This window comes from Winogradskyella sp. UBA3174 (assembly GCF_002364335.1).
In the GTDB taxonomy this organism is placed as follows: Bacteria; Bacteroidota; Bacteroidia; order Flavobacteriales; family Flavobacteriaceae; genus Winogradskyella.
The window spans coordinates 128254-150475 of sequence record NZ_DEXW01000046.1 but is presented as its reverse complement, the minus strand read 5'-3'; the positions used below and the strand labels follow the sequence as shown (position 1 = coordinate 150475).

General features: G+C 34.4%; 16 protein-coding genes. All 16 read left to right on the top strand.

Going from position 1 to position 22222, the window contains the following annotated elements; all coding sequences use genetic code 11:
- Positions 1 to 2952, top strand: a 2952-nt coding sequence (purL, locus tag B2U95_RS08810; protein WP_296315141.1) for a phosphoribosylformylglycinamidine synthase, incomplete at its 5' end; no start/stop codon positions are given.
- 100 nt (positions 2953 to 3052) lie between these two features.
- The gene (locus B2U95_RS08805) at positions 3053 to 4825 is read left to right on the top strand and encodes an AMP-dependent synthetase/ligase (protein ID WP_296315139.1); all 1773 of its coding nucleotides are present in this window, start codon (positions 3053 to 3055) and stop codon (positions 4823 to 4825) included.
- Between the two features lie 119 nt (positions 4826 to 4944).
- Positions 4945 to 5418, top strand: coding sequence for a hypothetical protein (locus tag B2U95_RS08800; RefSeq protein WP_296315136.1), 474 nt, complete (start codon positions 4945 to 4947; stop codon positions 5416 to 5418).
- Positions 5411 to 6448 (top strand): response regulator transcription factor, encoded by a 1038-nt coding sequence (locus tag B2U95_RS08795; RefSeq protein WP_296315132.1) that lies wholly within the window; start codon positions 5411 to 5413, stop codon positions 6446 to 6448. The genes B2U95_RS08800 and B2U95_RS08795 overlap by 8 nt, the downstream gene beginning before the upstream one ends.
- 105 nt (positions 6449 to 6553) lie before the next feature.
- Positions 6554 to 7009 (top strand): MarR family winged helix-turn-helix transcriptional regulator, encoded by a 456-nt coding sequence (locus B2U95_RS08790; protein ID WP_296315128.1) that lies wholly within the window; start codon positions 6554 to 6556, stop codon positions 7007 to 7009.
- Position 7010: 1 nt separating this feature from the next.
- On the top strand, positions 7011 to 9419 hold the full coding sequence (locus tag B2U95_RS08785; RefSeq protein ID WP_296315125.1) for a 3-hydroxyacyl-CoA dehydrogenase/enoyl-CoA hydratase family protein: 2409 nt from the start codon (positions 7011 to 7013) through the stop codon (positions 9417 to 9419).
- 100 nt (positions 9420 to 9519) lie between these two features.
- Positions 9520 to 10713: an acetyl-CoA C-acyltransferase gene (locus B2U95_RS08780; RefSeq protein WP_296315123.1), complete on the top strand. Its 1194-nt coding sequence runs from the start codon at positions 9520 to 9522 to the stop codon at positions 10711 to 10713.
- Positions 10714 to 10740: 27 nt separating this feature from the next.
- Entirely contained in the window at positions 10741 to 12552 is a 1812-nt protein-coding gene (locus B2U95_RS08775) for an acyl-CoA dehydrogenase family protein (protein ID WP_296315120.1), read from the top strand.
- A 93-nt stretch (positions 12553 to 12645) separates the two neighbouring features.
- The gene (locus B2U95_RS08770) at positions 12646 to 13920 is read left to right on the top strand and encodes a nuclear transport factor 2 family protein (RefSeq protein WP_296315119.1); all 1275 of its coding nucleotides are present in this window, start codon (positions 12646 to 12648) and stop codon (positions 13918 to 13920) included.
- A gap of 82 nt (positions 13921 to 14002) precedes the next feature.
- On the top strand, positions 14003 to 14194 hold the full coding sequence (locus B2U95_RS08765; RefSeq protein WP_296315117.1) for a hypothetical protein: 192 nt from the start codon (positions 14003 to 14005) through the stop codon (positions 14192 to 14194).
- Between the two features lie 143 nt (positions 14195 to 14337).
- A complete protein-coding gene (locus B2U95_RS08760) occupies positions 14338 to 15477 on the top strand; it encodes an FIST signal transduction protein (RefSeq protein ID WP_296315113.1) in 1140 nt (379 codons plus the stop codon).
- Between the two features lie 28 nt (positions 15478 to 15505).
- Positions 15506 to 16666 (top strand): FIST signal transduction protein, encoded by a 1161-nt coding sequence (locus B2U95_RS08755; RefSeq protein WP_296315111.1) that lies wholly within the window; start codon positions 15506 to 15508, stop codon positions 16664 to 16666.
- On the top strand, positions 16663 to 17736 hold the full coding sequence (locus tag B2U95_RS08750; protein ID WP_296315108.1) for a sensor histidine kinase: 1074 nt from the start codon (positions 16663 to 16665) through the stop codon (positions 17734 to 17736). Before B2U95_RS08755 ends, B2U95_RS08750 begins: the two co-directional genes overlap by 4 nt.
- Positions 17727 to 20807 (top strand): ATP-binding protein, encoded by a 3081-nt coding sequence (locus tag B2U95_RS08745; RefSeq protein WP_296315105.1) that lies wholly within the window; start codon positions 17727 to 17729, stop codon positions 20805 to 20807. Before B2U95_RS08750 ends, B2U95_RS08745 begins: the two co-directional genes overlap by 10 nt.
- Positions 20804 to 21178, top strand: a complete 375-nt coding sequence (locus B2U95_RS08740; protein ID WP_296315102.1) for a response regulator — start codon at positions 20804 to 20806, stop codon at positions 21176 to 21178. The genes B2U95_RS08745 and B2U95_RS08740 overlap by 4 nt, the downstream gene beginning before the upstream one ends.
- Positions 21178 to 22218: an adenylate/guanylate cyclase domain-containing protein gene (locus B2U95_RS08735; protein ID WP_296315100.1), complete on the top strand. Its 1041-nt coding sequence runs from the start codon at positions 21178 to 21180 to the stop codon at positions 22216 to 22218. The genes B2U95_RS08740 and B2U95_RS08735 overlap by 1 nt, the downstream gene beginning before the upstream one ends.
- Positions 22219 to 22222: the final 4 nt, after the last annotated feature.

The window sequence follows — 22222 nt, the reverse complement described above, 5'->3', positions numbered from 1 at the left end:
ATAAAAGCTGAAACACATAATTTCCCAACAACGGTTGAGCCTTTTAATGGCGCTGCAACCGGTTCTGGTGGTGAGATTAGAGATCGACTTGCTGGAGGAAAGGGATCATTACCTTTAGCTGGTACTGCAGTTTATATGACATCGTATTCTCGTTTAGAAGAAAACAGGCATTGGGAACAAAAATTTGAAGCAAGAGATTGGTTATACCAAACTCCTATGGATATTTTAATAAAAGCGTCGAACGGAGCTTCGGACTTTGGAAATAAATTCGGACAACCTTTAATCTGTGGTTCAGTTTTAACTTTTGAGCACAAAGAAAATTCAGCATCAAGTAAGTCAGTAACAAGAAAATTAGGTTACGATAAGGTAATTATGCAAGCTGGTGGTATAGGCTATGGTAAAGCAGAACAAGCACTAAAGGACACACCACAAGAAGGAGATAAAATTGTAATTCTTGGCGGTGACAATTACAGAATTGGTATGGGAGGAGCTGCTGTTTCTTCTGCAGACACAGGTGCTTTAGATTCGGGTATTGAGCTAAATGCAGTACAACGTTCTAACCCAGAAATGCAGAAACGTGCAGCAAATGCGGTTCGTGGAATGGTAGAAAGTGATGAAAATTTTATTGTTTCAATTCACGATCATGGTGCTGGTGGCCATTTAAACTGTTTGTCGGAATTGGTAGAAGATACAGGTGGACATATCAATTTAGATAAATTACCTATCGGAGATCCTACATTATCTGCTAAAGAAATTATTGGTAATGAATCCCAAGAACGTATGGGACTAGTTATCGCTGAAAAACATTTAGACACCTTACAGAAAATTGCAGAACGTGAGCGTTCACCGATATACACTGTTGGAAATGTAACAGGAAATAATCGCTTTACGTTTGAATCTGAAACCACTGGCGAAAAACCTATGGATTTAGCTTTAGAGGATATGTTTGGTAGTTCACCTAAAACTATTTTAACAGATAATACCGTTCATAGAAATTATAAAAATTCAAGATATAAAACCAAAAATTTACACATCTACCTGGAACAGGTTTTACAATTAGAAGCTGTAGCTTGTAAAGATTGGTTAACAAATAAAGTAGACCGTTGTGTTGGTGGTAAAGTCGCCAAGCAACAATGCGTTGGACCTTTACAAGTTCCATTGAATAACGTTGGTGTTATGGCTTTAGATTATAACGGAAAAGAAGGTATTGCGACCTCTATTGGTCACTCACCTATTTCTGGCTTAATTCATCCAGAAGCAGGAAGCAGAAATTCTATTACAGAAGCATTAACTAATATTATTTGGGCGCCTTTAAAAGATAACTTAACCTCTGTCTCACTCTCGGCAAACTGGATGTGGCCTTGCAAAAATGAAGGTGAAGACGCACGTTTATATAAAGCTGTTAAGGCAATTTCAGAATTCTCTATAGATCTGGGAATCAATGTTCCTACAGGAAAGGACTCGCTTTCTATGAAACAGAAATATAAAGATGGTGACGTCATCTCCCCAGGAACAGTTATTATTTCTGCTGCTGGAAATTGTAATGAAATTTCTAAAGTCGTAGAGCCTGTCTTGCAACAAAATGGACAAAACATCTATTACATTAATATGTCTCAGGACACATTCAAATTAGGAGGAAGCTCGTTTAATCAAATCTTAAACACCATCGGAAATGATGCGCCTGATGTAAAAAACGCATCATTTGTAAAAGATACTTTTAATACAATTCAAAATTTAATCAAATCTGATAAAATTTCTGCTGGTCATGATATTGCTTCTGGAGGATTAATAACCACGTTATTAGAACTATGTTTTGCTGATGTTAATTTAGGTGCAGAATTTGATATTTCATCTTTAAACGAAGACGATTCTATAAAAGTTTTATTTTCCGAAAATTCAGGGATTGTTTTTCAAGCCGATAATTCTGTAGAAACGTTATTATCAGAAAAGAATATTGAGTTTTTTAACATAGGAACAGCTAATAACTCTGGCATTGTAACTATTAAAAACAAAGAAGACAGTTTCTCTTTTAATGTCACGGAAATTAGAGATATATGGTATAAAACCTCACTTCTACTCGACCGCAAACAAACAGCAAACGGACTCGCTGATACACGTTTTGAAAATTATAAAAATCAAGCATTAACTTACGAATTCCCAAAGTATTTCACAGGAAAATTACACCAAATAGACACGAGTAAACCTAAACCCAAAGCGGCAATTCTTAGAGAAAAAGGAAGTAACTCCGAGCGCGAAATGGCAAATGCTATGTACTTAGCAGGTTTTGATGTTAAAGATGTGCATATGACGGATTTAATTTCTGGCAGAGAAACACTAGAAGATATTCAATTTTTAGGAGCTGTTGGAGGTTTTAGTAATTCTGATGTTTTAGGCTCTGCAAAAGGATGGGCTGGTGCCATTAAGTACAACGAAAAAGCTAATAAAGTGATAAAGAATTTCTTTGATCGCAAAGACACTTTATCTGTTGGTATTTGTAATGGTTGTCAGTTATGGATGGAATTAGATCTCATCAACCCAGACCATGCTCAACATGGAAAAATGGTCCATAACGATTCTCATAAGCACGAAAGTGCTTTTACATCAGTGAAAATTCAAAAAAACAACTCGGTAATGCTATCTACTTTAGAGGGCACAACACTAGGGGTTTGGATTTCTCATGGAGAAGGTAAATTCAGTTTACCACAAGCAGAAGACAACTATGATATTGTTGCAAAATATAGTTACGATGCTTATCCGCACAATCCAAATGGATCAGATTTTAATACTGCAATGTTGTGCGACATAACAGGACGCCATTTAGTAACTATGCCACATATTGAAAGATCTACATTTCAATGGAATTGGGCTAATTATCCAGAAGGCAGAAAAGACGAAGTTTCTCCTTGGTTAGAAGCTTTTGTAAATGCACGATTATGGATTCAAAAGGACTAATTTTTTGTTAAAAAAAGACACCTCTTTTTTTAACATCATATTTATAGCGTTTATTTTCATATTTTCGTAACTACATACCTAATTTTTTGCTAAGTTGATTATGACAGACGTTAAACGCCTTTTTGATTTCCCTTACTACCAACTAGAACACAAACCTAATAAAAGTGCTTTAGTCACTAAATATGATGGTGTGTGGACTCCAATGTCAACTCAAGAGTATTTAAATAAAGCTAATGCAATAAGTAGGGCACTTTTAAAATTAGGAATTCAAAAAAATGATAAAATTGCTTTAATATCTTCCTCAAATAGAACAGAATGGAATATTATGGATATTGGGATTCTACAAACAGGAGCTCAAAATATTCCTATTTATCCAACGATATGTGCAGAAGATTATGAGTACGTCCTTAATCATAGCGAATCTATTTACTGCTTTGTTTCTGATGCAGAAGTTTTAGAAAAAGTTAGAAAAGTACAAGCAAACACAAGTTTAAAAGAAGTTTATTCTTTTGACCATATTGAAGGCTGTAAACACTATTCCGAATTATTCGAATTAGGTAAAGATGAAAGCACACAACAAGAAGTTGAAGCAAGAAAAGACGCTGTAAAGTCCTCTGATTTAGCTACAATAATATACACATCAGGTACTACAGGAAAACCTAAAGGTGTAATGCTATCGCATTGGAATATTACTAGTAACGTTTTAGACAGTTCTCTAAGAGTTCCTTTGAGTGAAGGTGAAACACGTATTCTAAGCTTTCTTCCTATTTGTCATATTTTTGAGCGCGTACTAATCTATGTCTATCAATATGCAGGTACATCTATATATTTTGCTGAAGGCATTGATAAAATTGGAGATAACGCTAAAGAAATTAAACCTAATTTAATGAGTGTTGTTCCTCGTTTACTCGAAAAAGTATTCGATAAAATAATGCTTAAGGGTGAAGAACTATCTGGTATTAAAAAAGGCCTATTCTTTTGGGCTGTAAGATTAGGGGAACGTTGGGAACCTTATGGAGCAAATGGAGCTTGGTATGAGTTTCAACTTAAAATAGCCAACAAACTTATTTTTAGTAAATGGCGTGAAGCTCTTGGTGGAGAATTAGGCACTATGGTCTCGGGAAGTGCAGCACTCCAGCCGAGATTAGCAAGAATGTTTGGAGCAGCTAGCATGAGAGTTATGGAAGGTTACGGCCTAACAGAAACATCACCAGTAGTATCAGTAGGCTTATATAAAGATAACATGTATAAGGTAGGCGCTGTTGGCAAACCAATAGATAATGTAGAGGTAAAAATCGCTGAAGACGGAGAATTACTAATCAAAGGTCCGAACGTAATGTTAGGCTATTATAAAGATCCAGAAAAAACAGCAAGTGTTATGACTGGTGATTATTTTCATACCGGTGACAAAGGTAAAATTGATGATGACGGATTTTTGCATATTACAGGCCGTAAAAAAGAAATGTTTAAAACTTCTGGTGGTAAATATGTAATTCCACCACTTTTAGAAAATGAAATGAAGCAATCGCTTTTCATAGAACAAATTATGGTGGTTGGTGAAGGTGAAAAAATGCCAGCAGCAATAATTCAGCCTAATTTCGATTTTGTACGCGATTGGATTCACCATAAGCAAAATGGAGTTGGCACAACTGAAGCAGAAATTGCCAATTCAGAAATTGTAATTAATCGTATTCAAAAAGAAATAGACAAATACAATAAGAACTTTGGGAAATGGGAACAAATAAAACGTTTCGAGTTAACGCCAGATATTTGGTCTATTGATGGTGGTCACCTTACTCCTACCATGAAAATGAAACGCAATATTATTAAGGGCATTTATCAAGAACTTTATGATAAAATTTACAGAGCATAGAAAAACATAGGGTCTAATACGTTTTTAAAACTTTATTAGACCCTTTTTCATACTTATAAAATGTCTTGAATCTCTTTTGTTTAAATAGTTTTGTAGTATTAATTTAAAACATAAGTATTATGAAATTTTTAAAAACTATTTTTTTATTACTAACTCTTGTTTTGAGTTCTCAAGCTTTATTTACGCAAGAAACTTCATTCGAGTTAAGACGAGTAATAACGGTTAACACTGAAGACTCGGAGATTATAAAAATCCCCTTGGATGTTAAACTTGGGACATCAACCTTGGACATTCGTATATCTTCTGAAATTTACAAGGGAGATTTAACAATAGAAATTTATAATTCTAGTGATGTGAAAAAAGGTGAATTTTCAATAGAGAGTGTCATTCCCGAGGGTAAAACAAAAACTCTACTTAACTCAGACAAGAAGACGTTACATTTAAGTAAAAAAAAGTCTGTTAGTGAAATTGTAACTGGCGAAATAAAAAAGTTTGTAAACTATCCTATTGTTGGAGAGTGGTATATTAAAATTAGTCCAAAAAAAGTTTCGGGTAGCATCAAAATTTATACACGGTTTAATTTAAATGATTAAAACATTAGCCATAAGTATTTTACCGTTTTTTAAGCATAAAATTTATTGCTTTGCCATCATTGTCTATTTAGCATCTATATCTATTTCCATATTAAATGCTCAAAATACAGACTCTAAGATTGAAGGCACCCTTAAATTAGATAGTATTTGGAATCCTAAGGTTTACTTATCACATATTTCAGATTTCAGCAAAATGTACACCATGTCAAAAAGCATGATTATTGCAGAATCTGAGGTAGATATCTTTGGTAACTTCAAGTTTAATATACACTTTCTACCAAAAGAAGATAATCTATTTCGTATTCATATTTCTAAAAAAGGAACTTCAAAAGTATCACTAATTATTGGTGGTAAAAATGAAAATCATTTCTTTTTAGTTGCTAATAACACCTCTTCTGTTAAAATCCTTAGCAAGAGTGGTATATTTAATGATGTTCAATTTTTAAGTGACTCTAAAAATAAAATTATTGAAAAAATCGATACTGTTGTAAGATATATAGACAGTACAAATTTTGATGCAACAAGGGTTAAAAGTCAATTTGTTACAAATGCCTTTAATGAACAACTAAGACAAATTGCGGATAGTTGTTCATACCCATTAGTATCACTTTACGCATTACAAAAAAGCAACTTTGAAACGAATATTACTGATAATACTGGCTACTATCAAAATTTAACTAAAAGGTGGAAATCTGAAAACTCAATTTATTTTACAAATTTTAAATCAAAAATTCCAATACAAAAAAATAAAATAGACAGTCACTTATTAATTATTTCAGGTTTCATAATAGCATTTCTATTAGGCTTTATATTGAATAAAATTATTAAAAGAAATACTCCCAAAGCATCAGAAATTATAAAATCTCTGAGTCTTCAAGAACGAAAGATTTATGTATTACTCAAAGCCAGTAAATCCAATAAAGAGATTTCAGATGAACTTAACATTGGTATCAGCACTGTTAAATCTCATGTGAGTTCTATCTACAGTAAACTCAATGTGAAATCTCGGAAAGACATCGTCAACTTATAGTAACTTCGCCAAGCATCATTCCGTAATACTATGCAAGCATAATTTTAACAAAATACTATGCGTGCATAGTATTTTTTGCTTATATTTGACTTCCAAGAAACTTATATGAAAGATAAAACTATAGATTATGTATTAAGAACTACATGGTTGGCTGTTAATAAAATGTATAACGAAGAAGCATCAAAATTTGGTACAACAATGGCAACTGGTTTTGCTTTATTAAGCATAGATCCAGAAAAAGGTACACCTTCTACATCATTAGGTCCAAAAATGGGAATGGAAGCTACTAGTCTCTCGCGAACATTAAAAACCATGGAAGAGAAGGGTTTAATCAAGCGCAAGCCAAATCCTGAAGATGGTCGTGGTATATTAATTCATTTAACAGAATTTGGTAGAGAGAAAAGAGACTATTCTAAAGAGAAAGTCCTCACATTTAATGAATCTATAAAGGAAAGTGTAACAGAAGAAGAATTACTAAAGTTCTATAAAGTTGCTGATATTATCAATAATAAAATCTCTAATAAACAAATATACAATCAAAAAGAACACATTTTAAAATAAGATGAGTAGACGTAGAATTAAAAAAATAGCCATTATTGGTTCAGGTATAATGGGAAGCGGAATTGCTTGTCATTTTGCTAACATTGGTGTAGATGTCTTGTTATTAGACATCGTTCCGAGAGAACTGAATGCTAAAGAAAAAGCTAAAGGATTAACTTTAGAAGACAAGGTCGTTAAAAACAGATTAGTAAATGATGCTTTAACAGCTTCAATCAAATCGAAACCTGCACCACTCTATCATAATTCGTTTGCAAATCGAATTACTACTGGTAATCTAGAGGATGATATCGCAAAGGTAAAAGATGTAGATTGGATTATGGAAGTCGTTGTAGAGCGTCTAGACATTAAACAACAGGTATTCGAAAAACTTGAAAAACATAGAACTCCAGGAACTTTAATTACATCAAATACGTCTGGAATTCCAATCAAATTCATGAGCGAAGGCCGAAGTGAAGATTTTCAAAAGCATTTCTGTGGGACTCACTTTTTCAACCCTGCACGTTACTTAAAATTATTTGAAATTATTCCAGGACCAAAAACAGATTCTTCTGTTTTAGATTTCTTAAACGGATACGGAGAACAATTCTTAGGAAAAACATCTGTAATCGCTAAAGATACTCCTGCATTTATTGGTAATAGAATCGGAATTTTTAGCATCATGAATGTATTTCATGTAGTCAAAGAATTAGAAATGACCATTGAGGAAGTAGATAAGTTATCGGGTCCTGTAATTGGTCGTCCAAAATCAGCAACATTTAGAACTGTAGATGTTGTTGGATTAGATACTTTAGTACATGTTGCTAATGGTATTAAAGACAATTGTCCTAAAGACGAACAATTAGATTTATTCACCTTACCAACCTTCATCAATACTATGATGGATAACAAATGGTTAGGAAGTAAGACAGGACAAGGTTTTTACAAAAAACAAGTTTCTGCTGAAGGCAAAAAAGAAATTTTATCCTTAGACTTAGATTCTCTAGAATATAGAGCTAACAAACGTGCTAAATTTGCAACCTTAGAGTTAACAAAAACTATTGATAATGTAGCAGATCGTTTTAAGGTCTTAGTAAAAGGAAAAGATAAAGCTGGTGAATTCTACAGAAAACACTTTGCTGCATTATTTGCTTATGTATCTAATCGAATTCCAGAAATCACAGAAGACCTTTATAAGATTGATAATGCTATGAAAGCTGGATTTGGTTGGGGACATGGACCTTTCCAAATTTGGGATGCTATTGGTATCGAAAAAGGAATTGAAATGATGAAGGCTGAAGGTTTAGAACCTAATACTTGGGTAAACGATATGTTAGTGGCAGGAATCACATCTTTCTATTCTGTTAAAGAAGGTGCAACATACGCTTATGATATTCCGAAGAAAACACAAGAAAAAATACCTGGACAAGACAGTTTTATCATATTAGATAATATTAGAAAAACATCTGAAGTATTTAAAAACTCGGGTGTTGTTGTTGAGGATTTAGGTGATGGCATTCTTAATGTAGAGTTCCAATCTAAAATGAATACTATTGGAGGCGACGTATTAGCAGGATTAAATAAAGCAATTGATATTGCTGAAAAAGATTTCGCAGGTTTAGTAGTTGGTAACCAAGCCGCAAACTTTTCTGTCGGAGCAAATATCGGAATGATTTTTATGATGGCTGCAGAGCAAGAATATGATGAGCTGAATATGGCTATCAAATATTTCCAAGATAGTATGATGCGAATGCGCTACTCTTCTATTCCAACCGTTGCTGCACCTCACGGCATGGCTCTTGGTGGTGGATGTGAGTTATCAATGCACGCAGATAAAGTGGTAGCAGCTGCAGAAACTTACATCGGACTTGTAGAGTTTGGTGTTGGTGTGATTCCTGGTGGTGGTGGTTCTAAAGAAATGGCTTTAAGAGCATCTGATACTTTTAGAAAAGGTGATGTACAATTAAATACACTTCAAGAGTACTTCTTAACAATCGGAATGGCAAAAGTAGCAACCTCTGCTTACGAAGCTTTCGATTTAGGAATCCTTCAAAAAGGAAAGGATATCATCGTTGTAAATAAAGACCGTCAAATAGGAGTTGCAAAACAACACGCTAAACTAATGGCAGATATGGGTTACACACAACCTGTAAAACGAACAGATGTAAAAGTACTTGGTAAGCAAGCCTTAGGTATGTTTATGGTAGGTACAGATTCTATGAAGGACTCTAAATACATTAGTGAGCACGACATGAAAATTGCTAACAAATTAGCTTATGTAATGGCTGGTGGTGATTTATCTGAACCAACTCTCGTAAATGAACAATACCTATTAGACTTAGAGCGTGAAGCTTTCCTTTCACTTTGTACAGAACGTAAGACTTTGGAAAGAATTCAGCATATGTTAACCAAAGGGAAACCGTTACGTAATTAAAAACCACTCAGCGATTAGCCTTTAGCTTTTAGCTGTTGGCACTTAGAATATATAATTACAGACGCTAAAGGCCAAAAGCTAATAGCTAAAAGCACAAAATATGAAAACAGCATATATAGTAAAAGCATATAGAACCGCAGTTGGTAAAGCACCAAAAGGCGTGTTCCGTTTTAAAAGAACAGATGAATTGGCAGCAGAAACCATCAAATATATGATGAAGGAATTGCCAGGTTTAGACCCTAAACGTATTGATGATGTTATCGTTGGTAATGCAATGCCAGAAGGTGCTCAAGGACTAAATATGGCGCGATTAATCTCATTAATGGGATTAGAAGTTATAGATGTTCCTGGTGTCACTGTTAACCGTTTTTGCTCTTCAGGAGTAGAAACTATCGGAATGGCAACAGCAAAAATCCAAGCCGGAATGGCAGATTGTATTATTGCAGGTGGTGCGGAAAGCATGAGTAGCGTACCAATGACTGGTTTTAAACCAGAATTAAACTACGATGCAATTGTAAAAGCAGGTCATGAAGATTATTATTGGGGAATGGGAAATACTGCAGAAGCAGTTGCCAACCAGTTTAAAGTTTCTCGTGAAGATCAAGATGAGTTTGCATATAATTCTCATATGAAAGCTTTAAAAGCATTAGCCGAAAATCGTTTTCAAGATCAAATTGTGCCAATTGAAGTTGAACAGACTTATATTGATGTTAACGGAAAGAAAGCAACAAAATCATATACGGTGACTAAAGATGAAGGTCCTCGTGCAGGAACTAGTAAAGAGGCTTTAGCAAAACTTAGAGCCGTTTTTGCAGCTGGCGGAAGCGTAACTGCTGGTAACTCATCACAAATGAGTGATGGAGCTGCTTTTGTTATGGTTATGAGTGAAGACATGGTTAAAGAGTTAAATCTTGAACCAGTTGCACGTATGGTCAATTATGCTGCTGCTGGTGTTGAGCCACGTATTATGGGAATTGGACCAGTAAAGGCTATCCCAAAAGCATTAAAGCAAGCAGGTTTAAAGCAAAACGACTTATCACTTATTGAATTGAATGAAGCATTTGCTTCTCAGTCTTTAGCTGTAATTCGTGAGTTAAATTTAAATCCTGATATCATTAACGTAAATGGTGGAGCAATAGCATTAGGTCATCCATTAGGCTGTACTGGAGCAAAACTATCTGTACAATTATTTGATGAAATGCGTAAGCAAAACATGCAAGGTAAGTATGGAGCTGTAACGATGTGTGTTGGAACTGGTCAAGGTGCTTGTGGAGTATTTGAATTTTTAAATTAGAAAAAAGAACATTTATATTTTATAGTTATGGAAGCAACTCAAGAAAAAGAATTATTAAGAGGAGGACAATTCCTAGTAAAGGAAACAAATTGTGAAGACGTTTTTACTCCTGAAGATTTTACAGAAGAACAAACGATGATGAAAGAATCTGTAATGGAATTCAATGATCGTGAAATCATCCCTCATAAAGCACGTTTTGAAGCGAAAGACTTTGCTCTAACCGAAGAGGTTATGCGAAAAGCTGGTGATATGGGCTTTTTAAGTGTTGCTGTTCCTGAAGCTTATGGTGGAATGGGAATGGGATTTGTCTCTACCGTATTAACATGTGATTATATTTCATCTGGTACAGGTTCTTTTAGTACAGCATTCGGTGCACATACAGGAATTGGCACCATGCCAATTACGTTATACGGAACAGACGAACAAAAACAAAAATATGTACCAAAATTAGCTTCTGGAGAATGGTTCGGAGCCTATTGTTTAACAGAACCAGGAGCAGGCTCTGATGCTAACTCTGGTAAAACGACTGCTACACTTTCAGCAGATGGCAAAACATATAAAATCAACGGACAAAAAATGTGGATTTCAAACGCAGGTTTCTGTAGTTTGATGATCGTTTTTGCACGTATTGAAAACGATAAAAACATTACAGGATTTATTGTAGAGTTTGATAAAAACAGTCCAAACGGAATCACAATGGGCGAAGAAGAGCACAAGTTAGGAATTCGTGCAAGTTCTACGCGTCAAGTATTTTTTAATGATACTGTTGTATCTGCTGAAAATATGTTAGCAGGTCGTGGCGAAGGGTTTAAAATTGCGATGAACGCGTTAAATGTTGGTCGTATTAAGTTAGCAGCAGCTTGTTTAGATTCTCAACGTCGCGTGTTATCTATAGCTGTAAACTACGCAAACGAACGTAAACAATTTAATACACCTATAGCAGATTTTGGTGCTATCAAAACGAAGTTGGCAGAAATGGCAGCTAGTACATATGCTGGAGAATCCGCTACCTATCGCGCTTCTAAAAATATTGAAGATCGCATCGCAATGCGAGAAGCTGCTGGTAATACACATCAAGAAGCTGAATTAAAAGGTGTTGAAGAATATGCTATAGAATGTTCAATCTTAAAAGTTGCTGTATCAGAAGATGTACAAAACTGTGCAGATGAAGGGATACAAATTTTTGGTGGTATGGGCTTTTCTGAAGAAACACCAATGGAAGCAGCTTGGAGAGATGCGCGTATTGCGCGAATCTATGAAGGTACTAACGAAATTAACAGAATGTTATCTGTTGGTATGTTAGTTAAGAAAGCGATGAAAGGTCATGTCGATTTATTAGGTCCTGCTCAAAAAGTACAGGAAGAATTAATGGGCATTCCGTCTTTTGAAACACCCGATTATTCTGAATTATTTTCAGAAGAAAAAGAAATGATTAAGAAGTTAAAAAAGACCTTCTTAATGGTTGCAGGTGGAGCTGTTCAAAAATATGGTCCTCAATTAGAAGACCACCAACAACTTTTAATTGCTGCTGCAGATATCTTAATTGAAATCTATATGGCAGAATCAGCAATTTTAAGAACAGAAAAGAATGCAAAGCGCTTTGGTGAGGACGCACAATCTGCTCAAATAGCTATGGCGAAATTATATTTATATCATGCAGTAGATATCGTTGAAGAAAAAGGAAAAGAAAGTATTATCTCTTTTGCTGAAGGAGACGAACAACGTATGATGTTAATGGGACTAAAGCGTTTCACAAAGTATGTTAACTACCCAGATATTGTTGACTTACGTATTGAAATTGCAGAAAAAGTAAAAGCAGAGAATAAGTACTGCTTTTAGATTAAGTTTAAGTTTAAAAGTTAAAAGCCAATTCTTTAGTTTGAATTGGCTTTTTTTATTTACTATATTTAAGAAATCAATTTTTTGTATCAAATGAAATCATATTTTATAATCCTATTTTCCCTTATCACCACAATAAGTTTTTCTCAATCCAACACCGAAATTTTCCTATTCGATTTAGAAATAAAAAATTCAAAAATAGAACTGAGTAAGGCTAAAAACATTTCTAACAATAAAGGTTATGATAATCAACCTTCATTTTATGATGATCGCTATATTGTTTTTGCATCCACAAGAAATGACCAAACAGATATTGCTAAATATGACACACGTTATAAAGCTAAAATCTGGATGAATTTTACAGAAGGTGGTGAATATTCTCCTTTAAAAATTCCAAATAAAAATGAAGCTTCCGCTGTTCGCTTAGATAATGATGGAAAACAACGTCTCTATTCTTACAATTGGAGCAATGGTGAATCTACAGAACTCATTCAAGATTTAGTCGTTGCTTATTATACATGGTATGACGAAAATACTATAGTTTCTGCTATCATTGAAGAAGAAAATCTAAACTTATACGTTCATAATATCCAAGAAGGAACTAACAGAAAATATGCTACAAATGTAGGGCGCTCTTTTCATAAGATTCCTAATTCAAATCTCGTGAGTTTTATCTCTAAAGAAGATGATAAACAGTGGCAAATAAAATCTTTAAATCCTTTAACAGGTAGAATAAGAGTTCTTGCTAATACTATGGAAGGAGTTGAGGATATTTGCTGGTTAAATAATAGAACTATCCTTTCAGGTAAAGAGAATATACTCTATAAATTAACACTTAGAAAAGATAATAATTGGAAAAATATTGCAGATTTATCAACTGATGGGATAACTAAAATCACACGTATGTCAACTAATAACTCATATAACAAATTATTAATTGCTGGAGATATTAATAGTGCTGAAGAGACAATTGAAGACCCAAATTCGGATACAGAGACAATTACAGATGATAGTTATACTGCAGAAAGTCTAACAGAACCATCTGAATTAGAAAACATCGTTCAAAAGCAATTAGACGCTTATAATTCTAGAGATATTGATGCCTTTATGGCTACTTATACTAAGGATATAAAACTATATAATTATCCAAATACAATTTTATCTGAAGGACAAGAACAAATGCGTAAAGATTATATATCTTGGTTTAAACGATCACCAGATTTAAAAGCCGTTATAAAAAACCGAATCGTGATTGGCAATAAAGTTATTGATGAAGAAGAAGTTACAGCTAATGGTCAAACATTCAATGCTGTTGCTATTTATGAAGTTGAAAATGGATTAATTTCTAAAGTGACGTTTTTACGATAATGTAACACTTAAACACATTTATATACCTATAGTTAGAAACCAATATTTTTTTGGCTGATACTAATTTTAAAAACGAACTACAATGGGACTATTCTGGGATTTAATCCAACAAAGCGAATTAGACGAACAAAAAGGAAAAGCGGACTCTTTAGAAGAGCGTGTTGCTGCACTCGAAACAGAACTTTCTAGTACTAAAACATTACTATTAAAAACTCTTCGTGTACTCGAGGAACGCTCTGGACAAGATATCGATAATGATGGTGAAATAGGTTGATAAATTCTAAAACAAAAAGTGACTATTAATTACGCACTTCTTTGAGAAGTCATCCTAGTTTTTACTAAATTTAACACTACCCTTTCCCTAAATTGATTAATAGCATTTTAAACCTAAATTAATGTATTATTATTCATATATAAATGAAAGCAAAATCCATAAAAGGGAAATCGACCAAAGCGATTCAAGAAGCCTTTGAACATAGTCTATCCGACGGTTTTAAACCCACTCTAGCCATTGTTTTTTTATCAATAGCCCAAGACCGCAAAACTATTTGTAAACTATTAGATGCAAAAAACATTACCATTTTTGGTGCAACCACTAACGGTGAGTTTATTGATGAAGATACAGAAAAGCAATCGACTGTTATATTATTGCTCGACATGAAACGAGAATATTTTAAAATTTATCTCGAAGAATATCCCGAAAAAAACTATCGTAAAATTGCACAAAACATAGCTCAAAAAGCAAAAAAAGAATTTAAAAAACCAGCATTTTTAATTTCAGTGAGCCATTTAGAAACTGATGCAGAACAATTGCTTTTTGGTTTTGAAGATATTATAGGAAAGCAGGTTAATGTCTTTGGAGGCATGGCTGGAGATGACTATTCGTTTACAGAACAATTTGTTTTTACTAATGGAAAAGAAAGCAATAAAGGAACTGTAGTTCTAGCCTTAGATGAAGATAAGGTTAAAATTAAAGGAGTTGCCACTTGCGGATGGAATGCCGTAGGGACGGAAAGAACGGTTACAAAAAGCGAAGGTAATCATGTATATACTGTAGATAATATACCTGTATTAGATATTACTACAAAATATGGTGGTTTAGAAAATGTAACACCAGACAATAAAGATTTATTACTTGAAATAGCTGCCAATTTCCCATTACAACTTCAAAGAGAAAAAGGAGATCCTGTGATGCGCCCTGGTTTGGTTGTAGACTGGAGTGACCATTCCTTTTATTGCAGTGGCACAGTACCTCAAGGCTCTAAAGTTCGGTTTTCGCTACCACCAGATTTTGATGTAATGGATAAAGTGATTAAAGGAGTTCAACAATTAAAAGACACTGAAATGCCTGAAGCCGATGCCTTAGTCGTTTTTAGTTGTGCCGGACGAATTATGTCACTTGGACCACTAATGAATCAAGAAATAGAAGGTATTAAAAATGTATGGGACATTCCAATGGCTGGTATGTTCTCTAATGCAGAATTAGCAAGAGCAACTGGAGGAAATCTTGAAATGCACAATTTAACAACCTGTTGCGTGGCATTAAAAGAAAAATAAAACACACCCTTATCCATGGGCAATATTTATGAAAGCAAAATCAATAAAAGGTAAATCAACTGAAGACATTAAACAGGCTATAGACAATAGTATCTCAGATGGCTTTACACCCACTATAGCCGTACTCTTTATTTCCGTAAAACAAGACAGAAAAACGATCTGTGAATTATTAGATTCCAAAAACATTGATGTCCTAGGATCAACATCATGCGGTGAATTTATTAACGGTCATCAGAGTGAAGGAGATATTGCCATACTACTTTTAGAATTATCAAAAGAGCATTACACCATACTTTATGAGGATATTGCAGACGAAAGCCTAGATGATACTGTTTCTAGATTGGCAAATAATGCTCTAAAACAATTCACCAACCCATCTCTTATAATTTGCAGTACAGGTATAAACCTTAAAGGAAAACTTTTTGAAGGAGAAAAACTAGTGCGCAATCTTTCACAAAACCTTGGTCCAGATAAAATATTCTTTGGTGGTATGGCAGGAGACGATTGGACAATGAAAGGAAGTTTTGTTTTTACAAATGGAAAAGAAACAAATTATGGATTAGTTGCTTTAGTACTAAATAGTGATAAGATCACTTTAAAAGGAATGGCAATTACAGGCTGGAAACCGATGGGAATAGCAAGAATAGTGACCAAAAGCAAGGGTAATTTACTCTACGAGATTGATGGCAAACCTGCCGTTGAATTGTATTTGAAATATTTAGGGATGTCAGATAAAATAGCTGAAAACGATTTTAAGATATTTGAAGAATTATCTATAGAATATCCTTTCATTGTAGAACGAGACAATAACGAAACTGTACTAAAATCACCAATGAATATTGATAGCACCGAAAAAGCGCTTTTCATGGATATACCGATGCCTGAAGGCTCAAAATTTTGGTTTACACACCCTCCAGAGTTTGATATCGTCGAAGAAGTTATTGAAAAAGCAACCCAATTAAAAAAAGATTCTAACGAAGATGCTGATGCCCTATTAATTTTTTCTTGTGCAGGTAGGCAACCAATTCTTGGTCCTATGGCAACAGATGAAAACGAAGGTCTTGCCGAAGTATGGGAAACACCTATGGCTGGATTTTTTACCTATGGTGAGTTTGGACGTGTATTAAATGGCAAGCAAAATTTTCATTCGGGTGCATGTTGTTGGGTCACACTTAAAGAAAAAATATGAATCAAAACCTACAACACATATTAGATCTTATAAATGAATCGTCAAAACTCTCTGAAGACGATAAAACAATAGTGCACAACGCTTTAAAGAAAGCAGATAAAGATCTGGTGATATCAGAATTTAAATTAGAACGTACCAATAAAGTAAAACGTACCACTGCCATTTTATTAGAAGAAACTATTGAAGAATTAGAACAAAAACAAGCTGCAATAAAACAAACAAATATCGCTTTAAATAAATCATTAGAAGATTTAAAATCAACTCAAGCACAATTGGTACAAGCAGAAAAAATGGCGAGTCTCGGAGAACTCACTGCAGGCATTGCTCACGAAATCCAAAACCCACTCAACTTCGTCAATAATTTTTCTGAAGTCAGTAAAGAACTCTTAGAAGAAATGTTAGAGGAATTACAAAATGGAGATACAGAAGAAGTTAATGCTATTGCAAACGATGTCATTCAGAATCTTGAAAAAATAGTACATCATGGTCAACGTGCAGACGGCATCATAAAAGGGATGTTACAACACAGCAGAACAAATTCAGGTGAAAAAGAAGCAACAGACATTAATGTATTAGTAGATGAATATCTGCGATTAGCATATCACGGCTTAAGATCAAAAGACAAAACCTTCAACGCTAGTTTAGACACCAATTATGACGATTCAGTTGGTAAACTAAATATTGTACCTCAAGATATTGGTCGGGTAATATTAAATCTTATTACGAATGCCTTCTATGCTTCTAATGAGAAGAAAAAGGAATTAGAAAAAGAACCATCTGGTTTAAATAGATTTCAACCAACCGTGAGTATCACTACAAAAAAAGAAAATAATCACATAGAGATTAAAGTAAGTGACAATGGCAATGGGATTCCAAAGGACATTATCGCTAAAATATTTCAACCCTTTTTCACTACCAAACCAACTGGACAAGGGACTGGCTTGGGCTTGAGTTTAAGTTATGATATTATCACTGCTCATAAAGGAGAACTCAACGCAAATAGTACAGAAGGTCAAGGCACAGAAATAATTATCTCTTTACCAATTAAAGATCAAGACAAATGGAAATAACCTCGAAGATTAAAAAAGATTTAGAAAATTGGTTAGAGATGTTTTGGCAGACTTACCTCAAGGGAGACCTCAAAACTTGGGCGACATTTATTAAAGACGATTATTACAATATTGGTGGAACTAAAGCGGAGATTTGGCGCAACAAACAAGAGGTACTAGCGTACGCTAAAACTATTTTGACACAAATACAAGACAAAGCCGAATTTAGAAATAGACAGATCGAAGTACAATCCTATGATGCTTTTTTAATGGTAAATGAGTTTACTGATTTGTATGTAAAAGGTGGTGATGACTGGAGCCTATATGGTTCTTTTAGAATGTCTTCTCTTTTAAAAAAAACAAAAAATAGTTGGATAGCCTTGCACCAACATGGGTCTTATCCAGATATGAAAACCACCGAAGGTGAAGCATTTTCATTAGATGCCTTGAAGGCCGAAAACCTGAGATTACAAGAAGGTATTAGACTACGCACTTCTGAATTAGAAGAAAAAAACCGTGAACTAGAAGTCGAAGGCGCATTAGCACGTATTAGGGCTAAAGCTGTCGCCATGCAGCAGTCCTCAGACTTACTAGACATAGTAGTAACCATGCGCAACGAGTTTATTAAATTGGGTCACGAAGCTCACTATTTCTGGCACATGATGTGGCTCCCTTCAACCTATGAAAAAGCGATGACCTCTGGTGATGGCACCAAAATTGGTTTTGTAATGGAGTTACCAAGACACCTGCATGGTGACATTCCGCAATTGGCAAAATGGGAAAAAAGCAAGATCCCTACCGTTGTCCATGCCATGACTACTAAAAAAGCCATTGACTATGTTAATAAAATGGTCGCACTTGGTGATTTTCAAAATATAGATCCTCAAGCGCCTACTGAAGACGACATCAAGCACATTGGTGGCCTTACCTTTATTATGGCAAAAACATCTCATGGAGAAATAGGGTATAGCTTACCAGGAGTCGTGAAAAATCCGCCAAAAGAAGACTTAGAACTACTAGAACGTTTTGCAGAAGCCTTTGATTTGGCACATCGTCGATTTTTAGATTTACAAAAAGCAGAAAAGCAGGCGCGAGCAGTACAAATAGAATTGGCTTTAGAAAAAGTGCGTTCCAGAAGTATGGCTATGCATGCTAGTGAAGAATTACTAGATGTCATTACTGTGGTATCTGAACAATTACAACACTTAGAATTTAAATTCATACACGTAAGTTTTGCAAATAACGATCTTGGGCTAGACTATAAGTTTTGGACAGCTTCTATGGGTAAGCCGAAGCCAATGCGATTTAATGTCCCTTATTTGGATCTTGCCGTATTTAATAATTTAAGAAATGCTCAAGAAAAATCGTTATCCTTTTGTACAGATATTCTAAGTAAAAAAGAACACAACCAATGGCATAAACATTTACTCAAACATGCTGAATCTAATGTGTTTTCGAAAAAAGACAACGAATTTATAATGAGTAGGGGAATGGCCAGATCTGTTGCCATCAATCCCAATATTCTATTAATTCTTGCAAATTTTGCATCAATTCCTTATTCTCAAGAAGAAAATAAAATTATTGAACGATTTGGGCAGGTTTTCGACCAAGCGTATACCCGTTTTCTCGATCTCGAAAAAGCAGAAGCACAAGCCAGAGAAGCTCAAATTGAAATGGCTTTAGAAAAAGTGCGTTCTAGAACCATGGCGATGCAACATAGTGATGAGTTACACCAAGCCGCCAAAGTCCTATTTTCCGAGATACAAGCCTTAGGAATTCCTTCATGGAGTTGTGGTTATAATCTTTTAAGTGACGACAATACAACAGCGCAAAGTTGGATGAGCACTATGGGTAATATGCAAGAAGTTTTTACACTTGAGTTTAAAAAAGAGGCGTCCTTTCTAGAAATGTATACGTTTTTTGAAAGTGACGAATCCTTTCTAGTTCAGGAGTTGGGAGGCAAAACTTTAGAAAGCCACTATGCTTATATGCGAACGATCCCGAGTTTAGGGCCATCTTTTGACGAAGTTAAACAAGGAGGCATTCAGTTGCCTAGCTATCAAATCAACCACTTGTGTAAATTTAATAAAGGCTATCTTCTTTTTATTACGTTTGAGAAAATCCCTGAAGCTTATGATATTTTTAAACGTTTTACCACTGTTTTTGAACAAACTTACACCCGTTTTAACGATTTAAAACTCGCAGAAGCCAACACCGAAAAAGCAAAATACGATTTAATAAAATTACAAGTTGCCAAAAAAAGTGCGGAAGACGCCTTATCAGAATTACAGCTCACACAAAAACAATTAATCCAATCTGAAAAAATGGCAAGTTTAGGGGAGTTAACAGCTGGTATTGCACATGAGATTCAAAACCCATTAAATTTTGTGAACAATTTCTCTGAAGTGAGTAATGAACTTATTGATGAAATGAACGAAGAACTTGATAAAGGCGATTTTGAAGAAGCAAAAGCTATTTCCGTAGATATTAAACAAAATCTTGAGAAAATTGCACACCATGGCAAACGTGCTGATAGTATTGTAAAAGGAATGCTGCAACATAGTAGAAAAAGCACTGGTAAAAAAGAACCTACAGATATTAATAAACTTACAGACGAGTACTTTAGATTGGCTTATCATGGTCTAAGAGCCAAAGACAAAAGCTTTAATGCGACACTTGAAACTGATTTTGATGAAAATATAGAAGAGATTGATATTATTCCGCAAGATATTGGTCGCGTTATTCTGAACTTATTTACCAATGCATTTTATGCGGTTGATGAGAAGTCTTCCAATGCTAAGGCTTTGAAGGAAAATTATAAACCCACAGTTTCTGTAAGCACAGAAAAGACAAAAGATAATGTTGTTATAAAAGTGCGAGATAATGGTAACGGCATCCCTAAAAAAGCATTAGATAAAATTTTCGAACCCTTCTTTACTACCAAACCTACAGGAAAAGGTACAGGTTTAGGATTATCTATGAGTTATGACATTATAAAAGCGCATAAAGGCGAATTAACAGTAGACACAGAGAAAGGGGAATTTACAGAATTCAAAATAATATTACCAACCAAAAAAACCGCAGCACCATGAAAATATTAGTAGTAGACGACGAACAAGACGTAAAAGTATTGTTTCAACAACGGTTTAGAAAAGAAATTAAAAAAGGTGAACTCGATTTTGTATTCGCGTTTTCTGGAGAAGAAGCTATAAAAACACTTGAAACCATAGCGCATGAGGCGGTATTGATTCTCTCGGACATAAATATGCCAGGTATGAGTGGCTTACAGCTTTTAGAAATCATAAAAAAAGATTACGTCGCACCTCCACCTGTAGTCATGATGGTTACTGCTTATGGTGACGAGGAGAATTTTAACACTGCTAAAGCACTTGGTGCAGATGACTTTCTAACCAAGCCTGTCGATTTTAAATTATTAAAAGAAAAATTAATCCAAAAAAAATAATGGCAACAATATTAGTCGTAGATGATGAAGCCGATTTAGAGGTTTTAATCAAACAAAAATTCAGAAAGAAAATTAGAAAAAACGAATACGAATTTCTTTTTGCGGAAAATGGTGTCGTCGCACTTCAAAAAATTGCGGAACATCCTGAAGTAGATATTGTATTAAGTGATATTAATATGCCAGAGATGGATGGCCTTACGCTACTCTCTGAGCTAAATATTGTAAGTCCTCTTATAAAATCAGTAATAGTTTCGGCATACGGAGATATGGATAATATTAGAACTGCAATGAATAGAGGCGCATTCGATTTTATTACTAAGCCTATCAATTTTGAAGATTTAACCATTACCATGGAGAAAACTTTGAAACATGCAGAAGAAATTAAACAAACCATTCAGGCGATTAAAGAAAACAACATTCTAAAAATGTACGTTGACGAGAATGTCCTTAATTTTATGAATAATCGTGAGTTCGAATCTACAATTATGGCGAACGAAACTCTTGAAGCCACTGTTGTTTTTATTGATATTTGTGGGTTTACTGCTATAAGCGAAAATGCTCTCCCAGATACTGTTGTTAAAATGATTAACTCCTATTTTGATGAAATGGTAAAAGAAATTATGGACCAAGATGGTTTAGTTGATAAATTTATTGGAGACGCCATAATGGCAGTATTTAAAGGAGACTATCATTTAGACAGAGCAGTTGATGCCGTTCTTGCTGTACGCAGTAAAATAAACAGTTTACCTGCATTAGGAGACGAATTGCAATATAAACCTAAGGTTTCAATAGGTCTAAAAAGCGGAGAAATGATTTCTGGAAATATCGGTTCTGCCAGTTTAAAGCGATTAGATTACACCGTAATTGGAGATACGGTAAATACAGCCGCTAGATTACAAGATGCTGCTAAAGAAAATCAAATTATTATATCCGAAGATTGCTATGAAAAAATTAAGGAATCCTTTCATTGTGAAAAAGTAGGCGATATTAGTTTAAAGAATAAAGCTAACCCAATGACCATTTACCAAGTTATAGAATAAATAA